This window comes from Pseudoxanthomonas sp. (genome assembly GCF_036845285.1).
Lineage (GTDB): Bacteria > Pseudomonadota > Gammaproteobacteria > Xanthomonadales > Xanthomonadaceae > Pseudoxanthomonas_A.
On sequence record NZ_DAIUEE010000005.1, the window covers coordinates 192,672 to 216,273 of the forward strand.

25 protein-coding genes are annotated in these 23,602 nt (G+C 68.3%); 9 read left to right on the plus strand and 16 right to left on the minus strand.

Going from position 1 to position 23,602, the window contains the following annotated elements:
• Positions 1-492 precede the first annotated feature (492 nt).
• A complete protein-coding gene (locus V7060_RS08435; RefSeq protein WP_334178794.1) occupies positions 493-1,155 on the minus strand; it encodes a response regulator transcription factor in 663 nt (220 codons plus the stop codon).
• Between the two features lie 10 nt (positions 1,156-1,165).
• Complete coding sequence (locus V7060_RS08440) at positions 1,166-1,933, minus strand: 3-hydroxybutyrate dehydrogenase (RefSeq protein WP_334178795.1); 768 nt, start codon at positions 1,931-1,933, stop codon at positions 1,166-1,168.
• 131 nt (positions 1,934-2,064) lie between these two features.
• Here V7060_RS08440 and V7060_RS08445 point away from each other — a divergent pair, with 131 nt between their 5' ends.
• From V7060_RS08445 to V7060_RS08475, 7 genes are all read left to right on the plus strand, one after another.
• On the plus strand, positions 2,065-3,900 hold the full coding sequence (locus V7060_RS08445) for a 3-hydroxybutyrate oligomer hydrolase family protein (RefSeq protein WP_334178796.1): 1,836 nt from the start codon (positions 2,065-2,067) through the stop codon (positions 3,898-3,900).
• A 212-nt stretch (positions 3,901-4,112) separates the two neighbouring features.
• Positions 4,113-4,727: a CDP-alcohol phosphatidyltransferase family protein gene (locus tag V7060_RS08450; protein WP_334178797.1), complete on the plus strand. Its 615-nt coding sequence runs from the start codon at positions 4,113-4,115 to the stop codon at positions 4,725-4,727.
• A gap of 70 nt (positions 4,728-4,797) precedes the next feature.
• Positions 4,798-6,189 (plus strand): class III poly(R)-hydroxyalkanoic acid synthase subunit PhaE, encoded by a 1,392-nt coding sequence (gene phaE, locus V7060_RS08455; protein ID WP_334178798.1) that lies wholly within the window; start codon positions 4,798-4,800, stop codon positions 6,187-6,189.
• The gene (locus tag V7060_RS08460) at positions 6,186-7,256 is read left to right on the plus strand and encodes a class III poly(R)-hydroxyalkanoic acid synthase subunit PhaC (protein WP_334178799.1); all 1,071 of its coding nucleotides are present in this window, start codon (positions 6,186-6,188) and stop codon (positions 7,254-7,256) included. The genes phaE and V7060_RS08460 overlap by 4 nt, the downstream gene beginning before the upstream one ends.
• A 38-nt stretch (positions 7,257-7,294) precedes the next feature.
• Positions 7,295-7,672, plus strand: coding sequence for a DUF5329 domain-containing protein (locus V7060_RS08465; protein WP_334178800.1), 378 nt, complete (start codon positions 7,295-7,297; stop codon positions 7,670-7,672).
• Positions 7,673-7,714: 42 nt separating this feature from the next.
• Positions 7,715-7,921, plus strand: a complete 207-nt coding sequence (locus V7060_RS08470; protein WP_334178801.1) for a PspC domain-containing protein — start codon at positions 7,715-7,717, stop codon at positions 7,919-7,921.
• Between the two features lie 15 nt (positions 7,922-7,936).
• On the plus strand, positions 7,937-8,365 hold the full coding sequence (locus tag V7060_RS08475; protein ID WP_334178885.1) for a hypothetical protein: 429 nt from the start codon (positions 7,937-7,939) through the stop codon (positions 8,363-8,365).
• A 64-nt stretch (positions 8,366-8,429) separates the two neighbouring features.
• On the opposite strand, the gene V7060_RS08480 is transcribed toward V7060_RS08475, so the two are convergent.
• The 3 genes from V7060_RS08480 to V7060_RS08490 form a co-directional block, all read right to left on the minus strand.
• Complete coding sequence (locus tag V7060_RS08480; RefSeq protein ID WP_334178802.1) at positions 8,430-9,644, minus strand: FAD-dependent oxidoreductase; 1,215 nt, start codon at positions 9,642-9,644, stop codon at positions 8,430-8,432.
• 73 nt (positions 9,645-9,717) lie between these two features.
• A complete protein-coding gene (locus V7060_RS08485) occupies positions 9,718-10,410 on the minus strand; it encodes a TetR/AcrR family transcriptional regulator (RefSeq protein WP_334178803.1) in 693 nt (230 codons plus the stop codon).
• Between the two features lie 99 nt (positions 10,411-10,509).
• Entirely contained in the window at positions 10,510-10,914 is a 405-nt protein-coding gene (locus V7060_RS08490; protein ID WP_334178804.1) for a GFA family protein, read from the minus strand.
• A 101-nt stretch (positions 10,915-11,015) separates the two neighbouring features.
• Here V7060_RS08490 and V7060_RS08495 point away from each other — a divergent pair, with 101 nt between their 5' ends.
• Positions 11,016-12,269 carry an HD-GYP domain-containing protein gene (locus tag V7060_RS08495; protein WP_334178805.1) on the plus strand — a complete coding sequence of 418 codons (1,254 nt, stop codon included), beginning with the start codon at positions 11,016-11,018 and terminating at the stop codon, positions 12,267-12,269.
• Between the two features lie 242 nt (positions 12,270-12,511).
• On the plus strand, positions 12,512-12,943 hold the full coding sequence (locus V7060_RS08500) for a nuclear transport factor 2 family protein (protein WP_334178806.1): 432 nt from the start codon (positions 12,512-12,514) through the stop codon (positions 12,941-12,943).
• Here the strand turns inward: V7060_RS08500 and V7060_RS08505 are convergent, their stop codons facing one another.
• The 11 genes from V7060_RS08505 to V7060_RS08555 all read right to left on the minus strand — a co-directional run bounded on the left by V7060_RS08505 (position 12,944) and on the right by V7060_RS08555 (position 23,335).
• Entirely contained in the window at positions 12,944-13,510 is a 567-nt protein-coding gene (locus V7060_RS08505; RefSeq protein ID WP_334178807.1) for a hypothetical protein, read from the minus strand.
• A gap of 106 nt (positions 13,511-13,616) precedes the next feature.
• Positions 13,617-14,126, minus strand: coding sequence for a nuclear transport factor 2 family protein (locus V7060_RS08510; protein WP_334178808.1), 510 nt, complete (start codon positions 14,124-14,126; stop codon positions 13,617-13,619).
• Positions 14,123-14,347, minus strand: a complete 225-nt coding sequence (locus V7060_RS08515; RefSeq protein ID WP_334178809.1) for a hypothetical protein — start codon at positions 14,345-14,347, stop codon at positions 14,123-14,125. The genes V7060_RS08510 and V7060_RS08515 overlap by 4 nt, the downstream gene beginning before the upstream one ends.
• Before the next feature lie 155 nt (positions 14,348-14,502).
• Complete coding sequence (locus tag V7060_RS08520) at positions 14,503-14,862, minus strand: response regulator (protein ID WP_334178810.1); 360 nt, start codon at positions 14,860-14,862, stop codon at positions 14,503-14,505.
• Positions 14,859-15,986: an ATP-binding protein gene (locus V7060_RS08525; protein ID WP_334178886.1), complete on the minus strand. Its 1,128-nt coding sequence runs from the start codon at positions 15,984-15,986 to the stop codon at positions 14,859-14,861. Before V7060_RS08525 ends, V7060_RS08520 begins: the two co-directional genes overlap by 4 nt.
• A 218-nt stretch (positions 15,987-16,204) precedes the next feature.
• Entirely contained in the window at positions 16,205-16,672 is a 468-nt protein-coding gene (locus tag V7060_RS08530) for a group 1 truncated hemoglobin (protein WP_334178811.1), read from the minus strand.
• A 10-nt stretch (positions 16,673-16,682) separates the two neighbouring features.
• Positions 16,683-17,561, minus strand: a complete 879-nt coding sequence (locus V7060_RS08535; RefSeq protein WP_334178812.1) for a DUF3034 family protein — start codon at positions 17,559-17,561, stop codon at positions 16,683-16,685.
• Positions 17,558-19,864, minus strand: a complete 2,307-nt coding sequence (locus V7060_RS08540; RefSeq protein WP_334178887.1) for an EAL domain-containing protein — start codon at positions 19,862-19,864, stop codon at positions 17,558-17,560. Before V7060_RS08540 ends, V7060_RS08535 begins: the two co-directional genes overlap by 4 nt.
• Positions 19,865-19,899: 35 nt before the next feature.
• Positions 19,900-20,580 carry a methylamine utilization protein gene (locus V7060_RS08545; protein WP_334178813.1) on the minus strand — a complete coding sequence of 227 codons (681 nt, stop codon included), beginning with the start codon at positions 20,578-20,580 and terminating at the stop codon, positions 19,900-19,902.
• Between the two features lie 227 nt (positions 20,581-20,807).
• Positions 20,808-21,842, minus strand: a complete 1,035-nt coding sequence (locus V7060_RS08550) for a nitronate monooxygenase (RefSeq protein WP_334178814.1) — start codon at positions 21,840-21,842, stop codon at positions 20,808-20,810.
• 140 nt (positions 21,843-21,982) lie between these two features.
• Positions 21,983-23,335, minus strand: coding sequence for an alpha/beta fold hydrolase (locus tag V7060_RS08555; protein ID WP_334178815.1), 1,353 nt, complete (start codon positions 23,333-23,335; stop codon positions 21,983-21,985).
• Positions 23,336-23,602: the final 267 nt, after the last annotated feature.

Here is a 23,602-nt window from a genome sequence, read left to right on the forward strand (position 1 = left end):
TATCGTCCATTGACGGAAGGCATGCCGGGTCCACGGTCGCGACTCACGTCGCTCCTACAATGAGTCACCCCCTGTTCCACGCGATTCGTTTGTCCACATGCCATGTGGAGAGTGCATGGGAAACCATGTGGATAACCGGCGCGACGCCTTGTGCCGCATGCCTGTCAAGATGCGTGGCGAAAATTTGACCAGCATGTGACGGGTCGGTCCCGGTGTTGTCCACACCGCATGTGGATGGTCTGTCGACGAACATGTGGATAAGCGGCGACAGCCGTTGCGGCACAACGCTGTCAAGATGTGTGGTGAAAATATGACCAGTGCTTGTGGCAGTCGTGCGATGGCGGATGTTTCACGCATATACGTCATCCCGGCGCAGGCCGGGACCCAGTGCCTTTGCTCTTCCATGCACCGCAACGACGCAAGTCGCTGGGTCCCGGCCTTCGCCGGGATGACGATTCATTGTCACTGCGTATCCAGACGCGATGCGTCGGCTTACTCGATCTGCCTTGCCGGATCCGCCAGTTCCAGTTCGCGCAGCACCACGCCGGCCTGGGTGCGGTTGCGCACGCCCAGGCGGTCGAAGATCGCGGAGAGATGCGCCTTGACGGTGCGCTCCTGCACGTCCAGGCGGTCGGCGATCTGCTTGTTCAACAGGCCCTGCGCGACCAGCGTCAGCACGCGGAACTGCTGCGGCGACAGACTGGCGAGGCGGCCGGCCAGTTCGGTGTCGTGTGCAGAAGACTGCGAGCGCGCCACCGCACCGCGCAGCGACGCCGGTAACCACTGCTCGCAGGCGAGCACGCTGCGGATGGCGTCGCGCAGCTCATCCAGCCCGGAACTCTTCGGCAGGTAGCCGGCCGCACCATGGTCCAGCGCGCGGCGCACCACGCGTGGATCGTCGTTGGCGGAAACCACGACCACTGCGACCGCCGGGAACTGCGCGCGGATCGCCGCGAGTCCCGCCAGCCCGTGGTTGCCGGGCATGTGCAGGTCGAGCAGTACCAGGTCGATGTCGTCGTGCGCTTCCAGCGTGGCGATGACGCCGTCCAGCGATTCGGCTTCGCGCACCGACAGCTGCGCCACGGCATCCGCCGCCGCGCCGCGCAGGGCGGCCCGGAACAGTGGATGGTCGTCGGCGATCAGCAGGTTGGGCATGCGAGGCGGCTTACTGCACGGTCCAGCCGCCGTCCACGACGATCGTTTGCCCGGTGATGTTGCGGGCGGCGGGCGAGGTGAGGAAGGCGGTGATGCCGGCCAGTTCGTCCAGGCCGATGAAAACGCCCTTCGGCATCGGCTTCAGCATGACCTGGCTGACCACGTCGGCCTCGGAGATGCCGCGCGTGCGCGCCTGGTCGGCGATCTGCCTGTCCACCAGCGGCGTCTTCACGTAGCTGGGGCAGACCGTGTTGATGGTGATGTCGGTGTCGGCGGTTTCCAGCGCCAGCACCTTGGAAAAACCGACCAGGCCGTGCTTGGCGGCCACGTAGGCGCTCTTGTACGGGCTGGCGACCAGCGCGTGGATGCTGCCGATGTTGACGATGCGGCCGAAGCCGCGCTCGCGCATGCCGGGCAGGACGGCGCGCGTCAGTCGCGCCACGCCCACCAGCATCACCTGCACCAGGAAGTCCCACTTCTCGATGGGGAAGTCCTCCAGCGGCGACACATGCTGCAGGCCAGCGTTGTTGACCAGCACGTCGATCGGCCGCGAGATCGTTGCCAGCGCGGCGTCGATGCTGTCCTGCGAGGTGACGTCCAGCGCGACGGCTTCGGCGGAACCGCCCTCGCTGCGGATCTGCGTGGCGACCGCTTCGGCGGCATCCAGGTTGAGGTCGCTGACGATGACGTGGCGGCCGGCTTCGGCCAGCTGCGCGGCGATGCCCGCGCCGATGCCGCTGGCGGCGCCGGTGATGAGGACGGTGTGGGTGGGTTGCATGGGGACTCCTGCGTGTCGTCGCTAGGGTAGCAGGCAGGCGCGCGCGGTTCGTGGTACCAAAGTACGATGACGGGGCTTCCTGCAGAGGGTAGTTTCGTGGCACTGACCGGAACCCTGGACGCTTTCCACGCATGAACGCGAAGACGCGCATCTCCTGCGGCCTGTTGCTTGGTGCGGCACTCGCCGCCTGCAGCAGCGCGCCGCCCAAGCCCGAAGCGGTGGCCCACATGAACCAGCCCCAGCGCGTCACCGACCATCGTGGTACCGATGACCTGCTCACCGCCGGGCTGGGCCTGGACGGCCTGCGCGCGATGGCGGCGCCTGCGTTCGCCGATCCTGCCAATCCGACTCCGGCCGAACTGCGTCGCCGCGCGATCTGGGCGAACTGGCGCGGCATCGCCGACCTGTCGTTGACCGGCAACTACGGCCAGGCCTATGGCAGCGTGGCCAGCGTACCCGGCCGCGAGTACTCCGCCCTGGCGACAGTCGCCGGCGCGAAGCAGCCGCACCGCGTGCTGGTACAGGTGCCGGACAACTTCGATGCCACGAAGCGCTGCGTCGTCGTGACCGCCGCGTCCGGCTCGCGCGGCGTCTATGGCGCCATCGCCGTCGCTGCACCGTGGGCGCTGCCGAAAGGCTGCGCGGTCGCCTATACAGACAAGGGCGCGGGCACGGACTACTTCGACCTGACCGATCAGCGCGGTGCACGCGAAGACGGCACGATCGGCGAACTCGGCGTCGACACGCTGGCCTTCACGCCCGACGCGCCTGTCGGCGCCACTGGCGTCGAGGTCAAGCACGCGCATTCCAAGGACAATCCGGAGGCGGACTGGGGCCGGCACGTGAAGCAGGCGGCGGAATTCGCGCTGGCCGCGCTGGACCAGGCGTTTCCGCACGCGGCGCCGTTCCGTTTCGACAACACCCGCGTCATCGCGGTCGGCATCTCCAATGGCGGCGGCGCGGTACTGCGCGCCAGCGAGGAGGAGGGCGGCTGGCTGGATGCGGTGGTCGCGGGCGAACCGAACATCCTGGCGGCCGATGCGCCCGGTGCGCGCTCGCTCTACGACTACACCACCGAAGCCGCCTTGCTGATGCCGTGCGCATTGCTGGACCTGCCTGCGGAATCGCTGCCGCAGCCGCCGCTGCGCGCACAGGTCGAACCGCTGTGGACGGCACGTTGCGCCACGTTGAAGGCGGCTGGCCTGGTGACCGGGACCGATGCGAAGGCGCAGGCCGCGTCTGCACGTGCGCAGTTGAAAGCGAACGGCTGGACCGACGAGGCGCTGATCGCCGGCGCGTTGAGCGTGGGTTTCGACCTGTGGCGTGCGGTCGCGGTGACGTATGCGTCCGCCTACGGCCGCTATGGCGTGGGCGAGCATCCGTGCGGCTTCGCGTTCTCCGCGCAGAACGCGGACTTCACTGCACGCGCCGCGACGGCCGCCGAGCGCGCCGCGTGGTGGTCCGAGGGCAGCGGCATTCCGCCAGGTGCCGGTGTCGGTATCGTCGATACGAAGCTCGCACCGCCGGACTTCACCCTGCCGGGCCTGCAGTGCCTGCGCGCGTTGCAGACCGGCAGCAGCGACGATGCGCGCCGCGTGCAGGCCGGCATCGCGCAGACGGCGGCGCGTTACCCGAAGACGCGTCGTCCCGTGGTGGTGATCCATGGACTCGACGATGGCCTGGTGCCGCCGGCCTTCTCCAGCGCACCCTACGTGGCGGCGGCACGCGCCGCCAACCCCGACGTGCGCTACTGGCAGGTGCGCCATGCGCAGCATTTCGACGGCTTCCTCGCACTGCCGGCGTACGGGGCGCGCTACGTGCCGCTGCTGCCGTATGTCTACGCCGCGCTGGATCAGGTCAATGCCACGCTGGACGGCAGCCGCGAGATGCCGGCGAATGCGCTGATCAACGCGAATCCGCGTGGCGCGGGCAGCGTTGAGGCCAGCCAGCTGGCGATTCCGCGCTGAGAAATGCCTTCTCCCCGCTGGCGGGGAGAAGGTGCCCGAAGGGCGGATGAGGGGCAGGGCGCGGTACAACCGCGTGCATCGACCTGTCCGGTCTTCGTTCGCCCCTCACCCGCCTTCGGCACCCTCTCCCCGTAAACGGGGAGAGGGGATGCGGCAACGTCTTCACCCGGTTCGGCTTACCCTGTAGGCCGTCCCCGGTCACGACTGCCGCCATGTCCCGACATTTCTCGATGATCCGCGATTTCCAGTTGGCCGACTGGTTCACGCTGGGCAATGCGTTCTGCGGCACCGGTGCGGTCTTCGCGTCGATGCGCTTCCTGCAGGACGGCATCCTGCGCGACCTGATGATCGGCATGGCGTTGATCCCGCTGGCCTTCATCTTCGATGCACTGGACGGGCGCGTCGCACGCTGGCGCAACCAGGCCTCGGTGCTGGGGCGCGAACTGGATTCGCTGGCCGACGTCATTTCCTTCGGTATGGCCCCGGCCGCGCTGGCCTACGCCTGCGGCATGCAGGGCGGTTGGGACTGGCTGGTGCTGTCGTACTTCGTCGCCTGCGGGGTCAGCCGGCTGGCGCGCTACAACGTTACGGCCGAGTCGCTCGCCGAGGGTGGCGACAAGGTGAAGTTCTTCGAGGGCACGCCGATCCCGACCAGCCTGCTGCTGGTGGTGCTGCTGGCGATCGCCGCGTATCTCGGCCATGTCGGGCCGCAGCTCTGGCTGGGCGTGGTGAAGCTGGGGCCGTGGCTGCTGCACCCGCTGGTGCTCCTGTACGCCGTGTCCGGCACGCTGATGATCAGCAAGACGCTGCGCATTCCCAAGCCCTGAACCGCGAGGTGAAGGCGCATCATGCGCGCGCCGCCGGTCGCGGCTAGAATCGGCCGGGAAGGGAGGGCACATGGCAAATTTCGTTCCACCGTGGCCGGGCGATTTCGAATCGGTGGCCCAGCAGTACTGGAGCCTGTGGGGCGATGCCCTGCGACAGGCGGGGGCAACGCCGACGATGTCCATGCCCGGCGCCGCGCCGGGCTGGCAGCAGACGGTCGACTGGTGGTCCAAGCTGGTGCCGGGCGGACAACCGCAGGTGGACGAAGCCGTCGGCCGCTTCCAGCGGCAGGCCGGCCAGTGGTTCGGGCAGATGCAGCAGGTCGCCGCGCAGTTCGCCGGCCGGGACCATGACGCCACCGATATCGGCCGAGCCTGGCGTTCGGCGCTCGGCATGGCCGATCCCACCCCGGCGCACAATCCGTTCGCCGACATCTTCCGCAGCATGCAGGGCGGCGCGCACGGCCTGGACGGCTGGATGCAGCAGGTGCGTCCGTGGCTGGAGAACCTGCAGCGCGACGGCGACCGCTGGATGCACTTGCCGACCTTCGGCCTGTCGCGCGAACACCAGGAGCGCTGGCAGCAGCTGGCGCAGGCGTACCAGGACTACCAGCGACAGGTCGGCGAATACGATCAATTGATGCTGCAGGTCGCGCAGGACGCTTTCGCCCGCTTCGAGCGCAAGCTGGAAGAACACGCCGAGCCCGGTCGCCAGTTGCAGAATGCCCGCGCGCTGTTCGATCTCTGGATCGACGCGGCTGAAGAGGCGTATGCGAAGGTCGCGATGTCCGACGATTTCCGCCACGCCTATGGTGGCCTCGCGAACGCCCAGGCCCGTCTGCGGCTAGGCGTGCAGCGTGAAGTCGAGCAGATCTGCACGCAGTTCGGCATGCCGACCCGCACCGAAGTCGATTCCGCCCACCGCAAGATCGTCGAGTTGGAGCGCGCGATGCGCAAACTGACGCGTGCGCAGGCGGCACCGGTTCGTCGCGCGCCCGTGCAGCGGGCCGCGGCGCCGGTCGAAGTGGTGGTGGCGGACGTGCCCCGGGCATCCGCGCCGGCACCGGCGAAACCGAAGGCGAAGCAGCAGCGCGCGCCGACCCGCCGCACGCTGGCACCGGCGAAGACCGCGCCCAAGAAACGCGCGGTGACCAAGAAGGCCGCGCCGAAGAAGCCTGCACGAAGGGCGGTGGCCGCTGCCGCGCCTGCCGCCGTCAAGCAGGAGCGCGCGCCTGCGATGACCAAGGCTGCGGCACGCAAGCCCGCCAAGGTGAAGAAGGCGGCCGCCAAGGTGGCGCCGAAAACGTCGCCCGTCCGGAAAGCACGGAAGAAGGCGGCGACGTCCGCCGCGAAGGCGACATCGGTCGTCTCGATGAAGGACTGGGTGGCGCGCAACGCGACGCGCAGTGGAGCCGCAGACGCGCCCCGGGCGGGCAGGAAAACGAAGCGGGGTAAAGCCAAATGAACGGACCGCTCAATTTCAGCGCCGAGACACTGGCGCAGGAAGCCACCACGCTGACGCAGAAGCTATCCGCAGGGCTGCATACGCTGCCGGAAGTGGAAGACGTCCACTACGGCGCGACCCAGAAGCAGGAAGTCTGGCGCGACGGCAAGGTGGTGCTGTACCGCTTCATCGGTGAAAAGGCACCCACGGCGAAGATCCCGCTGGTGATCGTCTACGCGCTGGTCAACCGGCCGTACATGGTGGACCTGCAGCACGACCGCTCGCTGGTGAAGGGGCTGCTGGCGCAGGGCGAGGACGTCTACGTCATCGACTGGGGCTATCCGGACCGTTCGGATCGCTTCCTCGAACTCGACGACTACATCAACCGTTTCATCGACGGTGCGGTGGACCACCTGCGCGACAGCAGCGGACGCGATGCCGTGAACGTGCTCGGCATCTGCCAGGGCGGGGCGTTCTCGCTGTGCTACGCCTCGCTGCATCCGGAGAAGGTCAAGAACCTGATCACCATGGTGACGCCGGTGGATTTCCACACGCCGGACAACATGCTGTCGCACTGGACGCGCGAACTGGACGTGGACCTGTTCGTCGAGGCGCTGGGCAACGTGCCCGCGGACATGATGAACGCCTGCTACCTGATGCTGAAGCCGTTCCGACTGAACCTGCAGAAGTACGTCGGACTGGTCGACATCCTCGACGACAAGCGGGCGATCGAGGATTTCCTGCGGATGGAGAAATGGATCTTCGATTCGCCGAATCTCGCTGGCGAGGCCTTCCGCCAGTTCATCAAGCAGTTCTACCAGCGCAACGGCTTCATCAAGGGCGGCATCGAGATCGGCGGCGAAGCGGTGGACCTGGGTTTCGTCGACATGCCGGTGCTGAACATCTACGCCGAGCAGGACCACCTGGTGCCGCCGGATGCCTCGCGTGCGCTGAAGGACGTGGTGGGTACCGCCGACTACACCGAGCTGAGCTTCAAGGGCGGACACATCGGCATCTACGTCTCCAGCCGTGCGCAGCGCGAAGTGCCGACGGCGATCCACCACTGGCTGGGCCAGCGCGCCCGATAAGTGCGTCCCCTTCACCTTTGTTGTATCAGGGTAATCCCATGCTGTCGCGCCTCACCTTCGCCACCTGTCTGATCGCCTTTTCCGCGCTCGCGTCGGCCGCACCTTCAGCGACCGCCAAGCGCGAGATCCAGGCTCTGATGGAGGCGTTGTCCACGTCGTCCTGCGAGTTCCAGCGCAACGGCACGTGGCACGGGCGTGACGAAGCCCGCAAGCACCTGCAACGCAAGTACGACTACCTGCTGAAGAAGAACCTGGTGGATACCGCGGAGCAATTCATCGAGCGCGCGGCGAGCAAGAGCAGCATGAGCGGAAAGGCCTACCAGGTACGGTGTCCGGGACAGCCCGCGCAGCCGGCCGCCACGTGGTTCACGGCGAAGCTCGAGGCGCTGCGCGGTTCAGGCGCGCCGGTCCGCTGACGCGCTAGACTCGGCCCAGACCACCGCGGGGAGTAGTCGGCGATGAACAACTCGGCATCCAAACCGTTCGCGCGCTCGTTGAACGACCGCATGATCGCCGGCGTCATGGGCGGCATCGCGCACCGCTATGGCTGGAGCGCGACGCTGCTGCGGATCATCTTCGTGGTCGTATCGATCGCGTCGGCTGCATTCCCCGGCATTCTCGTCTACCTCATCCTCTGGCTGCTGATGCCCAACGAACAGGACTGAATCGTGGCGTCGGCCATGCTCTGGTGCGCACGCGCGCTCGGTGTCGTATGGGCCGTGCCGAATACGCTGATCGGTCTTGTCGCCGGTGCCGCGGGCATGCCCTTCGGCGCACGACCGGAATGGAATCGACGGGACTGTGCGGTCGTGTTCCATCGCTGGCCGTGGGGACCGGGCGGCGCCATCACGTTCGGCAACAGCATCCTGCATACCGGCGATACGCTGGAATCGGAATGCATCACGTACGAACATCGCGCCGGGCGCATGCAGCACCCGCGCATCCGGCTGGGCGACCACGAACGCGCGCATGTCTACCAGTACATGGTGCTGGGGCCGCTGTTCCTGCCCGTCTACCTGCTGTGTGGCGGCGTCAGCGTTCGCAATCCCTTCGAGCGTGCCGCGGACCGGTACGCGCTGACCGGCAAGGGGTGGTGGCCGGGCGGTTGAGTGGCGATGTCGCGCGTGCGCCTGCGCATCGCCGCGCGGCATGGCGAAGACATCGACGTCGCTGTCAGCGGTCCATCCGCTGGAACGAGAACAGCGGCCACAGCCGATGCCGGCGCCGCTCGATCAGCGCACGCAACACGCCGGCGCCCAGCATGCTGTAGGTGATGCCGTTGCCGCCGTACGCCATCGCGAACTGCACGCGTGGCCCCCATTGCGGGTGCGGCCCGAAGAACGGAAGACCGTCTTCGGTTTCGGCGAACGTGCCCGCCCAGGAAAAGGCCGGCGTGAACGCGAGGCCGGGGAACAGGTCGTGCAGCCGCTTCAGCAGCGTGCACGCCTTCTTTTCCACGCGGGCATCGCGCTTGGCGGGAATGTCCACGGCATCGTCCTCGCCACCCAGCAACAGGCGATTGTCGGAGGTGCTGCGCGCGTACAGGTAGGGGCGGGCGGTTTCCCACAACAGCGTGTCGCCGAGAAAACCCAGTTGCGCGTCCGTCATCGGGTCGCTGATGACCGCATAGCTGCTGCGGTTGCGTGCCACGCGTTTTTTCAGCCAGTGCTGGCTGGCATAGCCGGCGGCGATCACCAGATGCGACGCGCGCACGGACATGCCCGTATCGGTGCGCAGCGTCACGCCGCGCGAGGTGGCCTTCACGTCCTCCACGCGCGTGCGGTCGAACACGGAGGCTCCCCGCTTCTGCAAGCGCTGCAGCAGGCGGTGGGTCAGGCGGTACGGGTCCACCCGCGCCGCCTGGGTACTCAGCAGGGCGGCGGGTGCATCGAAGCCGTAGTCCTCGCGCACGCGCGCGGCGGACAGCAGTTCCACCGCCAGTCCATGGCGCTCGCGGGCGGCATGTTCTTCCTCCAGCGCATGCACGTCGCGGCGGCGGCTGGCGTAGTAGAGGCTGCGGTTGCGTGCGAAGCCGACATCGCGCCACGCAGACGCGACGTCGTGCAACTGATCGATGGCATCGGCGCAGGCCCGGTAGGCGAGCGCGGCATCGGCTTCGCCATGGCGCTTGGCCAGGTCGACCAGATGCGTGTCGATCTCGTATTGCAGCAATGCGGTGCTGGCCGACGTGCTGCCCCAACCGATGTCGCGTTGCTCCAGCACGACCACGTCGAAGCCGTGGCCGGCCAGTTCGTTGGCGACCAGCGCGCCGGTGATGCCACCGCCGATCACGGCGACATCGCAGCGCTGGTCGGCGGCCAGGCGAGGAAAGGCCTGCATCAGGCCGTTGCTCACCGCCCAGAAGGGATAACCGCTTTTCAGGTCCATGCACGTCCAGCCTCGTCACCAGGCCGCCATGCTTGCAGGACCGATGGCAGGGACGGGTGAAGGCGTCGCGCGGTCAGCGCGGCAGTGCGCCCTGCAGGAACAGGTCCACCGATGCCAGCGCCTGCGCTTCGAGGGTGTCCACGTCGGGCAGGTGGGGGCCACCGGCCGCCAGCCTGAGGACCTGGTCGCCGAACAGGCTCATGTAGAACTGTGCGGCTGCTGCTTTCGGCGAGGCCAGGTGCAGCCGCCCCGCGGCCGCCTGCTGTTCGAAGTACTGTTCGAGCGTGCGGCGGATGGACGCCACCACGTGGTCGAAGAACCAGTCGCGCAGGGCCGGGAAGGATTGTCCCTCGCCGATCACGATGCGATAGACCACCTGCGAATCGGTGCCTGCCATCAGCTGGGCCATGCGGATCGCCACGCGACGCAGTGCCTGCTCCGGCGACAGGTCGGTGAGGTTGAGGTCGCTGAGGACATGGATGTGCATGTCCATCCGGCGTTCCAGGATGGCGCAGGCCAGGCCCTCCTTGTCGCCGAAGATGCGGTACAGCGTGGCCAGCGATCCACCGGCGCGCGCCACGATCTCGCTCAGGCGCGCATGCTGGTACCCCTTTTCGGCGAACACTTCCGTGGCGGCATCGAGGAACTTCTCCGCGCGGATCTCGCCGCGACGGCACAACTCCACCTGCGGCCGCTGCCGTAGCGGCAGGCCGTTCTCGGAGGCGTCGCTGAAAACGTTTTCCAGATGGTCGGAGGAAATACTCACGGAAAGTCCCTGCACGTGGCTGGGTGGCAATGTGGACCCCAGCCTAGCAAAAAGGTCGTATGACCGTGACACCTGCACGACGGACGGGTCGTCGCCGCGCTACAGGTAACGCGTGTAGTTGGGCGCTTCCTGCCAACGGTCGTGCGCACCGTCTACGTAGGTCACCGGCGCGGCGTCCAGTGCTTCGGGCGTGACGTTCTCCAGGCAGCCCAGGTTCACGCCGTAGATGCGCGCTTCTCCCGGTACGTCGTTGCCGATCCCGAACGGACGCACGCCGCAGGTGCGACAGAAGTGGTGCGAGTTGCGCAGGCTGTTGAAGCGGTATTCGACCAGCTCGCCTTCACCGGCCAGCAGCCGGAACCGGTCGGGCGCCACGATGGCCGGCCAGAACCGGTTGCGCCGGCAGATCGAGCAGTTGCACCGGTAGGTGGGCTGGGTGAGGTCGATGTCGGCCTCGAAGCGGACCGCGCCGCAATGGCAGCTGCCGGTATAGGTCTTCAGCATGTGGGTTCCCGTGCCGATACCGTTCGGGGGACTGGGGTCGCCCCACCGTGCCGGTCGATGGGCGGGAGCATAACGGACCCCTCCACCCGCCGGAGCCCTGCATGCTGCACACCGTCGATGTCGCCGACCTCCGGCCCGGCATGTACGTGCAGAAGTTGCTGGGTCCGTGGATGCAGCATCCGTTCTGGCGCACCTCGTTCCTGCTGGATGACGAGCGCATCGCCGAGCTGCAGGACAGCGGGGTGGAGCAGGTGGTGGTGGATCTGTCCCGCAGCGAACACGACGCCGTCGACGGCATCGATGACGACGTCGTATCCGACGCGGAGGCGGGCGCGGGCGCCGATGTGGGCGCCGATACAGGCCCAGGCATTTCTCCGGAAGCGGAGCCGGAGCGCCGCCGCGTCGTCGTCGACGGATCCGTCAGCCTGGCCTCCGAACTGTCCCGTGCCCGCCGCATCTGCGACGAAGGGCGCGACGCGGTGGAAGCGATGTTCCGCGAAGTCCGCCTGGGCCGTGGCGTGGATGCCGGCCACGTGATGCCGCTGCTCGACGAGATCACCGGTTCCGTCGACCGCCATCCCACCGCACTGGTCAGCGTGGCGCGCCTGAAGGATGCCGACAGCTACACCTACTTGCATTCGGTCGCCGTGGGCGCGTTGATGGCGATGTTGGCGCGGCAGCTCCAGTTGCCCGAGGACCAGGTGCGCGACGCCGCGCTCGGCGGCCTGTTGCACGACATGGGCAAGGCGATGCTGCCGGTCGAGGTGCTCAACAAGCCGGGCAAGCTGACCGACGAGGAATTCGACATCGTCCGCCAGCATCCCGTGCATGGCGAACGCCTGCTGCGCGATGGCGGCATCACCCACCAGGCGATCCTGCACATCGCCCGCCACCACCACGAGAAGGTCAACGGCGCCGGCTACCCGCAGCGCCTGTCCGGTACCGAGCTGCCGCTGCTGACCCGCATGAGCGCGATCTGCGATGTCTATGACGCCATCACTTCGAACCGGCCTTACAAGGCGGGTTGGGACCCGGCCGAATCGCTGCGCCGCATGGCCAGCTGGCACGGCCATTTCGACGAGGCATTGATGAAGTCCTTCGTGCGCAGCATCGGCATCTATCCGATCGGCGCGCTGGTCCGCCTGTCCAGCGACCGGCTGGCGGTGGTGGTGGAGCAGAACCCGGCCACGCTGCTGGCACCGCGCGTCCGCGTGTTCTATTCCACCAAGCTGCGCAAGCAGGTACTCATGACGGATCTCGACCTGGCCGCCAGCGGCGACCGCGAGCGCATCGTCGGCGTGGAGTCGCCGGAGAAGTGGGGCTTCCGCGAGCTGGAGAAGCTCTGGCTGCCCTGAGTGCGGCTGCTGTCGATCCAGATGCACAGGTTTGCCGCCGGGCACATCCAGGACGACGGGCGTGCCATGCAACCCCATACGGGCAGCGGCCATCCCAGTGTCAGCTACCGCCATCCGCAGGCAACGGACGTTTGGCACGTGCCTGATGGCCGGCCAGCGTGGAGGATGACCCGTCGGCGCGCCCGCTGCCGTGTAGACGGACGGGCGATCTGCCCGATGCCACCCGCATGAAGGAGTTCCCGATGTCCCTGCTGTCCCTGGTCATGGCGGCCTCCGCCGCCGCCGCACCGGCCCCGATGGCGGATGCCGCCACCCTGGCCGCCATCGAGGCCACCTGCCTGGACTATGTCGACGGCCAGTTGGAGGGAGATCCCGCGCGCGTGGCGCGCGCGCTGCATCCGGACCTGGCCAAGCGTTCCGTCATCGGCGACACGCCGGACGAGCGCCTCGGCCTGCGCCGCATGTCGAAGGACGAACTGGTGTCGCTGACGCGGCAGGGCGCGCTGAAGACGCCCAGGGAGCAGTGGAACCGCAGCTGCCGCATCCTCGACGTCACCGCCGAGACTGCGGCCGTGCGCCTGGAAACGCCGTGGTTCGTCGATCACTTCCACATGGGCCGCTACGGCGACCGCTGGATCATCGTCAACGCGTTGTGGCACATGAAGCCACGATGATCATCCATGGGCGCGTGCGTTCGCCGCCTTGCGGAACAGCAGCGCGGACGACAGCCATGCCACGACATACAGACCGGTGAACGCCAGCACGAACGCCGGCGACTCCTGCGTGTGCATCCGCATCGCAAGGCCGCCCGCCAGCAGCTGCAGAACCGCCATCGCCACCATGACGCAGGCCATGCCGCGCGCCCGCAGGCGAACGATCCCGGCGCCGATCACACCGATCCCCAGCACTCCCATGAAGAGCAGGTTCCCCGGATGTCCGGGCGCATCGACGATGCCCACTGCCAGATTCGCCCACAGCAGCAGGAAGGCGGCGCCGATCGCCATCAGGCTGGCCACCAGGTAGCTGGGAACGCGCGCCGCGCGCGAGGCCATCTCGAAGGCCACGCAGGCGGACAGCAGCATCGCGCCGAACACCGCGAAGTCGCTGCCGGTCCAGGCGACCTCATCGGTGAAACGCATCGCCACCCAAGGGGCCGGCAGGAGCAATGCGGCACCGCCCCACACCAGCGGCCGCAGCACGCGGATCCAGCAGATCGCGACGGGGTAGGTATCGCTGGTCATGGCGCGGACTCCGGTGTCGGCGGCGGAAGTGCCGGGCACAGGATGGGTCGGCGTCGTGCGGGAACCGCGGCGTGGGTGTGAAGCGGGTGCGAAGTCGTGGCCGGCCTCAGGGCACCGTCGGGCGGTGCGCGTAGCTCAGCACGCGCGTGACCTGCCAGCGGCCGTCCTGTTCGCGCCAGATCATCACGAAGTCGGCCTCGCCCGCGCACGTCGTGCCGGACAGATCGCAGAACCGGTGCGTGCCTTGCGCGATGGCGCCGAAGCCCTTGATCGGGAACACGGCCAGCGTGCCCGGCACGCGCTCGCGGCGGTAGTGCCCGCAGACGTTGGCGCGCGTGCGCCCGATCATCTCGTCGCGCGTCCAGGTGACGCCGCCGTTGTCGTGGTAGAACTCCACGCCTTCATCGAAGTACGCCGCGTGCTTCGCCAGTTGCGCCGGGTCGGCGCACCGGTTGAACGCGTCGAACACGGCGGCGTCCACGACATCGATCGCCTGGGAGAGCTGTTCCGCGGTCCGTTCCGTGGTCGCCATGGCCTCGCCGGCACCCCCCAGCATCGCCGTTCCCAGCAGGCACGACAGCGCCATCTTCACCTTCCGCGGGCGGGTGACGTTCATGCCGACACCATCGGTGAACGCGGACGCCCGCCGATGAGGCGCGCGGGCAGCATCAGCAGGGCATGCAGGAAGGAAAACAGCGCGGCGCAGGTGATGCCGATGAGGCGGAACGGCAGCGACAACAGCCACACCAGCGGCCATGCGACCAGTGCAAGCAGGGCGAGCGGCCAGCACAGCACGAACAGCAGGCACCAGGCGAGCAGGGCGAGGAGGGTCTTCATGGTGGATTCCCGTGGACAAAGGAGGTCACGGGCAGGGTGCAGGCATCGTCGGCCATCGGCCAGCGTGGTGCGATGGAATCCCGTCAGGCACGACCAAAGCGGGGACTGGCGGGATGGAAACGGATGTCCCGGCGCGGCGCGAACGGGTAACGCGCTCAGTCGCGGGCGTCGATCGTCTGCAGCAGCTGGCTTACCCGGTAGGGCTTGGGCAGGTAACGCACACGGTCCGGCAGGGGAGGCAGCTCCGCGCGCGGATGGCCGGAGGCGAGGATCACGCACGCACCCGGATGCAGGACCGTCGCCTCGCGTGCCACGTCGATGCCGGAGATGCCGCCGGGCATGGCCATGTCGGAGATCACCACGTCGAACCGCGTTCCCTCCTGCAGGCACGACATCGCCGATCGGCCGTCGTTCGCCGTCACGACGGTGAAGCCGGCGATCTCGAAGGCATCCGTGAGGATGTCCAGCAGATCGACTTCGTCGTCGATTAACAGCAGGCGCCTGGCATCGCTCATTCGGACTCTCGGGAAACGGGAAGGCAGACGGAGACGGTGGTGCCCGCGCCAGGCGCGCTTTTCAGCTCGGCGAAGCCGCCGGACTGGCGTGCGAACCCGAATACCTGGCTCAGGCCCAGTCCGCTGCCCTTGCCGATGTCCTTCGTGGTGAAGAACGGCTCGAACACGCGCACCAGGTCCTCGGTCGCGATGCCTTCGCCGTCGTCGCTGACCTCGATGCAGACGAACCGGCTGGCGGGCTGGTCGGTCGCATGGGGAGGCGCGCAGTCTCGCAGCGAGGCCGTGATCGCGATGTGACCTCCACCAGGCATCGCATCGCGGCTGTTCGATACCAGGTTGAGCAGGGCGGCTTCCAGGTGCTCCCGGTCGACATCGATCTCCGGCAGGTCTTCCGCCAGGTGCGCTTCCAGCGTCACGCCGGCGCGGCAGGCACGCCGCAGCGTATCCATGGCCTCGCCGATGATGCGGCCCACGGCGTGGCGTTCGGCGATCAGGGCGTGTCCCTTGCCGAACGTCAGCAACTGGCGGGTCAGCAACGCGCCGCGCTCCGCCGCGCGCATCGCGCCCTGCAGGTGCCGTTTCGCCTTGGGTTCCAGCGTGTAGTGCTCGACCAGTTCCAGGCTGTTGATGACGATGTTGAGCAGGTTGTTGAAGTCGTGCGCCAGCCCCAGCGTCAGCTTGCCGATCGCCTCGAGCTTCTGCGATTGCAGCAGCGCATCGCGCGCCACGCCCAGCCGTTCCTCGTGCTGGAAACGCTCGGTGGTGTCCCGCGTGACCTTCGCGTAGCCGATCAGCTCGCCGCCTTCCAGGATCGGGTCGATCACCACGCTGGCGTGGAAGCGCGAGCCGTCCTTGCGCACGCGCCATCCTTCGGCGGTGAAGCGTCCTTCCTCGCGCGCGATGCGCAGTCCGCGCGCCGGCGCACCGTTGGCGGCGTCCTCGGGCGTGTAGAAGCGGGAGAAATGGGTGCCGATCACTTCCTCGGCGGTGTAGCCCTTGATGCGTTCGCCGCCGGTGTTCCAGCTGCGCAGGTAGCCTTCGGGATCGAGCAGGTAGATGGCGTGGTCCGCCACGCCGTCGATCAGCAGCCGCAACTGCCGGGCATCGCTGTCCAGCGACGGGATGCGGACATCCGCTGGCCCTGCATCCTGCCCGCGATCGGCGGGAGGCTTCGTCGTGTGAGGCACCATGCCCTCCTGCGGAATCGACGGTAGGCCAACCCTACAGGGTCGTGGACGCGAGGATGTCGACGGACGATGAACGATGCGTGCGCAAGCGTTGCGCGGCGCCACCGAAGGGACCGGCGCAACGAGGTGGATGTCGACGGTACGACCCGCCGGTGTCAGCGGGACGGCGGCAGCAGCGGCGCTTCCGCCTGCGGTGGTCCGCGCCGCACGACGTCGCGCTGCATGGCCGCCAGGCGGCGCAGCAGGCGGTTCTGGGCCGTGCGCGGCACGCCGCGCTCGTCCATCGCCCACATCAGGTCTTCGACCAGCGCATTGAAGTCGGCTTCGCCCACGGTCACGTGCTTGTGCGCTTCGGCCATGGCCTTGCCGCGGTACGTGCACGGGCCGCCGGACTGCACGCACAGGAACTCCACCAGCCGGTCGTTGAGGTGGATGATGTCCACGTCGGCGAAGTGGTGTGCGATGCGCGGATCTTCGGAGACGCGGAACAGCAGGGTTTCCACCAGCGCCTCGATGCCGCTGCGTTCACCGAGTTCGGCGTACAGCGTATCCGTACGCGGTGCGGTGGAGGCGCATCCGGCCACGGACAGCAGGCAGGCGAGGAGCACGGTTGCGATGCGCATGATCGTCGCCTCAGAAGCTCAGCTGCACGGAAAGATAGGCGCCGCGCTGGTCGTCCAGCGTGGCGATCCCGCCAAGATCCGCCCATGCACCGACCACCGCGACGTGCTTGTTCGGGAACCAGGCGACGAACACATCGCGCCAGTCGTCCTCGCGCGCGAAACCAAGGTTGTCCGGCTTCTGGCGGTACTCCATGCCGATCGCCAGGGATGGATCCAGCAACACCGCGGCCGAGCCCTCCCAGACCCAGGCGCGTGCGCTGCGCCGGTCGCCACCGAAACCCAGCAATCCGGTCTGGTTGGCATTGGTCGACCGCAAGGTGGCGTTGAGCAGCAGTTGATAGCCGCCGGCGGCATCGAGGAACAGCTTGCTGGCGCTGACGTAGGCATCGGTGCCGCGGTCGTCGCGTGCGCCGACCGCCAAGGGCAGCGTGCCATCGCGCAGGCGCTTGTGCTGCACGCCCACGCTGATTTGCGGATGCCGGCTGTAGACCAGCTCGCCGGTGATGCGCAGCTTGGCGCCGTAGATGTCCTGTTCCAGCGCGTCCCAGGGCAGCGACAGGCGCCGCTGCAGTTCGCCCAGGTCGAACGACTGGCGGGCGAACGACAGTTCCAGCCGGTTGGCGATGGTGTATGACGCGCCGTAGGCATCCAGCGCGTAGTCGCCGGTGTCGACGCGCGTGTAGAAAGCGGCACCACCCTGTTGTTCGTCGGTACCGTAGCCGGACAGCACGGCCCACGGCACGATGCCGCCGCCGGCCGCGCCTTCGATCTGGGTGGCGCCCCCGGTCGCGAGCAGCCGGCCCTGGCCGGCGGACGCCGGTGCTGCGCACAGCGCGGCTGCGGCCGCACACGCGATAGCGAGCAGGTGATGGCGAAGGGCAGGGGTCATGCGTCGGCTTCCAGCGAAACGTCGTCGGTGGCGGACACCAGGTCGCGGCGATGGCACCAGTCCAGCAGGTCGGCGCTTCCCAGCGGGGCGCTGAACAGGTAACCCTGGACCATGTCGCAGCGGTAGCGGCGCAGCAGCGCGAGTGCGCGGTCGTTCTCCACGCCTTCGGCGATCACCGACAAGCCCATGTTGTGTCCCAGTTCGATGGTGGAGCGCACGATCACCGCATCGTCGCTGCCTTCTTCCAGCTGCATGACGAAGCTCTTGTCGATCTTCAGTTCGTCCACCGGCATCCGCTTCAGCTGCGCCAGCGACGAGTACCCGGTGCCGAAATCGTCGATCGCCAGGCGCACGCCGCAGGCCTTCAGCCGGTGCAGCATGCGCAGCGCGTATTCGATGTCCTGCATCAGCGCGCTTTCGGTGACTTCCAGGATCACGCGCGCTGCCGGCACGCCGTGCGTGGCCAGCCGCTGTTCGATGTAATCGGGCAGGTCGGCGTCCAGCAGGTCCATCGCCGACAAGTTGACCGCCAGTCCCAGGTCCAGGCCGCCGGACCGCCAGGCGGCATTGCAGGCCAGGGCCTGGTCCAGCACGAAGCGGGTGAGTTCATGGATGAAGCCCGAGCGCTCGGCCAGCGGGATGAATTCGTCCGGCGCCACCGCGCCCAACGTGGGATGCCGCCACCGCACCAGCGCCTCGACGTGCTGCACGCGGGCGCTCGCGGCATCCAGCTTGGGCTGGAACTTCAACTCCAGTTGCCCGCCACGGATCGCCTGGCGCAGGTCGGTCATCAGCTGCAGTTGCCGCAGGTGCGATTCGTCGCGGCCGGGCTGGTAGACCGCCACGCCACCGTGCGCGGCCTTGGCGTCGTACAGCGCGATGTCGGCGCGGCGCAGCAGCGTATCGGGGTCGTGGCCGTGCTGCGGATGGCAGGCCAGACCGAAACTGCCTTCCACGCTCACGCGCGTGGTGGGCAGGTCGAGCGGCTGTTTCAGTCCGTTCCACAATGCCTGCGCCTGGCGGTACGCCGCATCCGCGGGCATGCCTGCCAGCAGCACCATGAACTCGTCGCCGCCGAGGCGTGCGACCAGGTGGCCGGGATCCAGCGTGGCGCGCAGCCTGTGCGCGACCTCACGCAGCACCTGGTCGCCGAATTCGTGGCCCAGCGTGTCGTTGATTTCCTTGAAGCGGTTGACGTCCATCACCAGCACCGCGACATCGCCGCCGGCCTGGATCGCCGCCTGCAGCCGGTCATAGGCATGGCTGCGATTGGGCAGGCCGGTCAGGCCGTCGTGGTGCGCCTGGTGGAGGATGCGTTCCTCGCGCGCGGCGATGTCCGACCGCATGCGGTCGAAGGCGCCCGCCAGTTCCGCGATCTCGCGGCTGCCGCCCGACACCGGGGCCTGGCTGTAGTCGCCGGCCTGGATGCGTCGTGCGGCCTGCGCGAGTCGCGACACCGGCCGGCTGATGCCGCGCCCCAGCGCCACGGCCACCACGACCGCCAGCAGCGCCGCCAGCCCGGAGAGCAGCAGGATGCGCGATCGCAACGTCCGGTAGGGCGCCAGCGCACGGTCGTAGGAATCGAGCAGCACCACGCGCGCATCGCCGCCCGCCAGCGGCTGCGAATCCGACAGGTAGTGGTCTTCACCTACGGTCATCTGGCGCAACGTGGCGTTGTCGGCGTTCCATGCGGCAGCGAAGGCGGCACGCTGGTCGACGGGCAAGGTCGACGCGTGGACATGCGTGGTGGTGGCGCTGGACGTGATGAACGCCGCTTCCAGTCCGGTCAGGCGGTGGTACTGGCGAGCGACGGTGTCGTCGTAGCGGCGTCCCAACGCCAGCCAGCCGACCCGTTCCGGCGCCATCACCGGCAGCATCACGACCAGGTACAGCGCGTCCTGCGCGACCACGGTCTGCAAGGCGACGCCGTCCTGGCGTGCCTGCGTCATCAGCCTGGCCACCGCCCGTGAAGGCGGCGCTGCCATGTCGTTCGCGCTGGCCTGCCAATGGCCGTCGGGCGTGAATTGCCAAGCCAGGTCGGCACCGATGCGCGTGCCGTGGTTGGCCAGCGCCGAGCGCAGCGTGGGGATATCGCCACTGGCGGCGGCGGCGCGGAAACCGAAGTCGTCCGCCAGCACCGAGGCGGAGGTCAGCAACTGCTCCGCGCGGCTCTCCTGGAATTGCTCCCACACGCGATGGCCGACCTGCAGTTCCTGCTCGAGCCGCGACGACACCGCGCGTTGCGTGGCCACGGTCACCACCGCGAAGGTGGCCAGCTGCGCCGTGGCCACCACCGCGATCATCACCGCGATGACGCGCGTCTGGAAGCTGCGTGGCGTCAAGGCGTCGTGCCTTTCAATTGCCGGAACTTCTCCTGCAGCGAGCGCAGGCGCTCGTTGCCGCGCGCTTCTTCCCTGGCATCCACCAGTGCCACCTGCAGCGACGACGACGTGCCCGCCGCGGGTACCACCAGCGTGCGCTCCAGCGGTGCGCCCGCGCCGCGAACATGCCATACGCGAACGGTATAGCGGCCCGGCGGCACGTCCAGCCGCAGGCGGCCATCGGCACCGGTCTTGCCGAAGTAGGGCGTGTCGAGCACCACGATGTGGCCGATCATCCAGTCGTGGATGTTGCAGCCCACCACCACCACGCCGGGTTTCTCGAAACGGACCGGTGCCGCCTTGTCGCCCGAATACAGCGGGATCTCGAACTGGCGCGGTTGCGAGAACGAATAGACGTGGTGCTGGATGTTGTCCCGGTTGGGGAAGGACACCACCGTGCCGACCTGCACGGGCAGCACGCCGGGAACGAAGGCCGAGTGCTGCTGTTCCATGCGCGCGGTGGCGGTGCCCGGGGGCGAAGGCGTGCCGCCCTGCAGGCTGACCACGGCATCGGCTACCGGGCGGCCGGCGCTGCTGACGTCAAGGCGGACCTCTGCGGCGTGCGCATGCGGGAGCAGGGCGAAGGCCAGCGCCAGCAGTCCGGTCCACGTCTGCCATGCGCGTTGTGGCGATCCCATCGATGTCCCCTGTCTGATCAAGGCGTTTCAAGCAAGTCCCGTGCCATGCGCTGCAGCGCGCCCAGGCGCGAACGCGGCTGGACGGGCCACCACCGCGCATCCATCGGATGCCTGAAACTGACGTTACGCGTCAGGGCGGACGCCGGATGCATGACGCCATGTCGTCGGATACGCCGCAGGCGACGGCAGGTGTTCGAAGGGCGATCCGCGCCACAGCGTGTCTGGCCTCAGGCCACGCCCATCAGCTGGCGCGTGACCTGCGCGGCATTCCGTCCCGCCAGCGTGCCGGGACGCGTGCCCGACCACAGCGGCGAGAAATCATCGCGCCCACGCGCTTCGGCCGCTGCACGCAGCGGTGCCAGGGCCTGCGCGGCCCAGGGGAATGCAGGCGGCAGGTCGGACATCGGCCCGAGATCGCGCATCAGGCGATTAACCAGGCCGCGCGCGGCGCGCCCGCTGAAGAGGTTGGTGATGGCGCCTGCGTGCTCAGGCTGCTGCAACGCTGTCCGATGGACGGCCGAGGTGGTGGCGTCCGGGCACAGCAGGTACGCCGTACCGGCCTGCACCGCACTGGCGCCGACCGCGAACAGCGCCTGCACATCGGCACGGTCTCCCACGCCGCCAGCGCCGATCACCGGCACGGTCAATGTCTTCGACAGCGATGCCACCAGCGCCCGCGTGCCGGGCTGGCCCGACAGGTCGTCGGAAAGGAAGTGGCCGCGATGACCGCCGGCCTCGATGCCCTGCGCGATCACCGCATCCACGCCGTGGCGTTGCAGCCACACGCCTTCCTCCAGCGTCGTCGCAGACGACAGCACCGTCGCACCCCATGCCTTGATGCGCAGCAGCAGCGCGGCATCAGGCAGCCCGAAGTGGAAGCTCACGATCCGTGGCCGGAAGGCCTCCAGCACATCCACCGTGGCGGCATCGAGCGGACGGCGCGCGCCGGCAGTGGAAGGAGTGGGCGGCGCGATGCCGAATTCGTCGTAATAAGGCGCCAGTGCGGTGCGCCAACGCTGCGCTTCCGCGGCAGCAGGTTCGGCCATCGCGTGGCAGAAGAAGTTGAGGTTGACCGGTTGCGCCAGCGGCGCGAACGCCTGCAATGCGGCTTCGAGTCGCGCGGAATCCAGCATGGCGCACGGCATCGAACCGAGTCCGCCGGCATGGGCGACCGCGATCGCCAGGGCCTCGTCCTGCACGCCTGCCATCGGCGCCTGGATGAGCGGAAGTTCGGTGCCGAGCAGCGAGGCGAGCGTCGTCATGGCGCCAGCTTACGCCTGGCGCTGCAGGCCGATGAGGCCGCGCGCGGATGCGAACGGCCAGGGCAGGAAGTGAAGCCCGGCGTCGGCGCGTCGGGTTTCGCACGCGTTGCCCTGCCTGGTGAGCGGTGTCGGGACGTGCGTCATCGAGGGACATCCATCGTCACAGGCGTCGCCTCGCCATAGACGGGCTGCAACGGCTGGCCTCGGATGAAATCGGCCATCAGGTGGAAATAGCCGTCGGGCTGGCGGGTCGACAGGCGTTCGCCGTCGGCTGCGATCTCGAAGTCGTACATGCCATGCTCGGCGTGCGGAAACACGGCGTGCGTGATCGGCCGGCCGGCACGCTGCAGGTTCGACAGGCGGCGCAGGCTTTCGTGCGGTGGTGCATCGCGGTCCTGGCCACCGAACAACCAGAGCTGTGGCACGTCCAGCGTTTCCAGCAGCGGCATCGGATCGTAGTGCGCAGGCACGCCGCGGACGAGGCCCGGTGCCTGTGCGCGGATGGTGTCGGCCTCGTTGGCGAGCAGATACCACGTGATGTTGCCGCGCGCGTAGGGGTACCAGGGTGCGTTGGCGTATTTCGCCTTCACCGCCGCGAGCTGGTCGAACCCCTCGGTGAACCCGCTGTCGATCAGCAGGGCGGTCGCGTCGGCGATGGCCATCGCGCCGGCGGTGGCGTCCGCGCCGAAGCCCGCGCGTTCCATGTCCCACGCGAGCGCTTCGCGGTCCTCGTCCAGTGGCGATACCGCCAGGCCGAAGCTGACGATCACGAAATCCACCGGTGCGATGCGTGCGGCCAGCGGCGCCACCCAACCGCCCTGGCTGCCACCCTGATAGCCCACGCGGCCCGCGCGTGCACCGGCCAGCCGCCGTGCTTCGCGCATGGCATGGATGGCGTCGGTCGCCAGCGTCAGGTAGTCCTGCGTGTAATGGCCGCCGGATTCACCGGTCCCGCGCTTGTCGTAGGCGAACACGCCGATGCCGGCGCTGGCGAATTCGCGCTGCAGCGAGTAGCGCGGCAGGGCCGCGTCATGTTCGGCGCCATGCACCAGCACCACCAGCGGCACCACGCCATCGCCCGGCGGCAGGGTCAAGCGGCCGGCGAGGGTCACGCCGCTGCCGGCGAAGCGTGTCGCCGTTTCCAGCAGGGGAATGCGCGTGCCCTTGAGTGCATCGAAATGCAGTGCTCCCTGCGCGCAGTCGAAGCGCAACACATGGCCGTCGGTGCGCGTTGTCCAGCCGAGCGTGCTGGTCCATCGCCCACGCGCGCTGGATGTCAGTGCGCCGGTGCGGCCGTCGGTCAGGCGCCAGCGCAACGGTGCCGTCTCGCTGCCCGGGCCGATGTCGAGCGTACGGCCATCCTCCAGGCGGTAACTGCCGATCTCGCAACGCGGTGATTCCAGCCCGGTCGCCATCACGACCGGAGAGAACGCCAGCATCGCCAGCGCGATGGCACGCCGGCACAAGTCACGCCTGCGTCGTGTGGAATCCATGCCGGTGAGTCCCTCGTTGCGAGGCCCGTCGCCCCACGCCCAGGCTGCCACGCGTCGGGCCAACGGACTACGCCGCAGGGAAGGATTGCCGGACCGGGCGATGAAAACCCGTGGAAGACACGCGAATGCGTACGCCGGCGGTGCCGTTGGCAGGCATGCGCGGTCGAAACCATGCCGCGGAAACGTTCCGGCCCCACAAACGAAAAAACCCCGGAGGTCCAGGGCTTGATCGTGGTGCCGAAGGTGGGACTCGAACCCACACGCTTT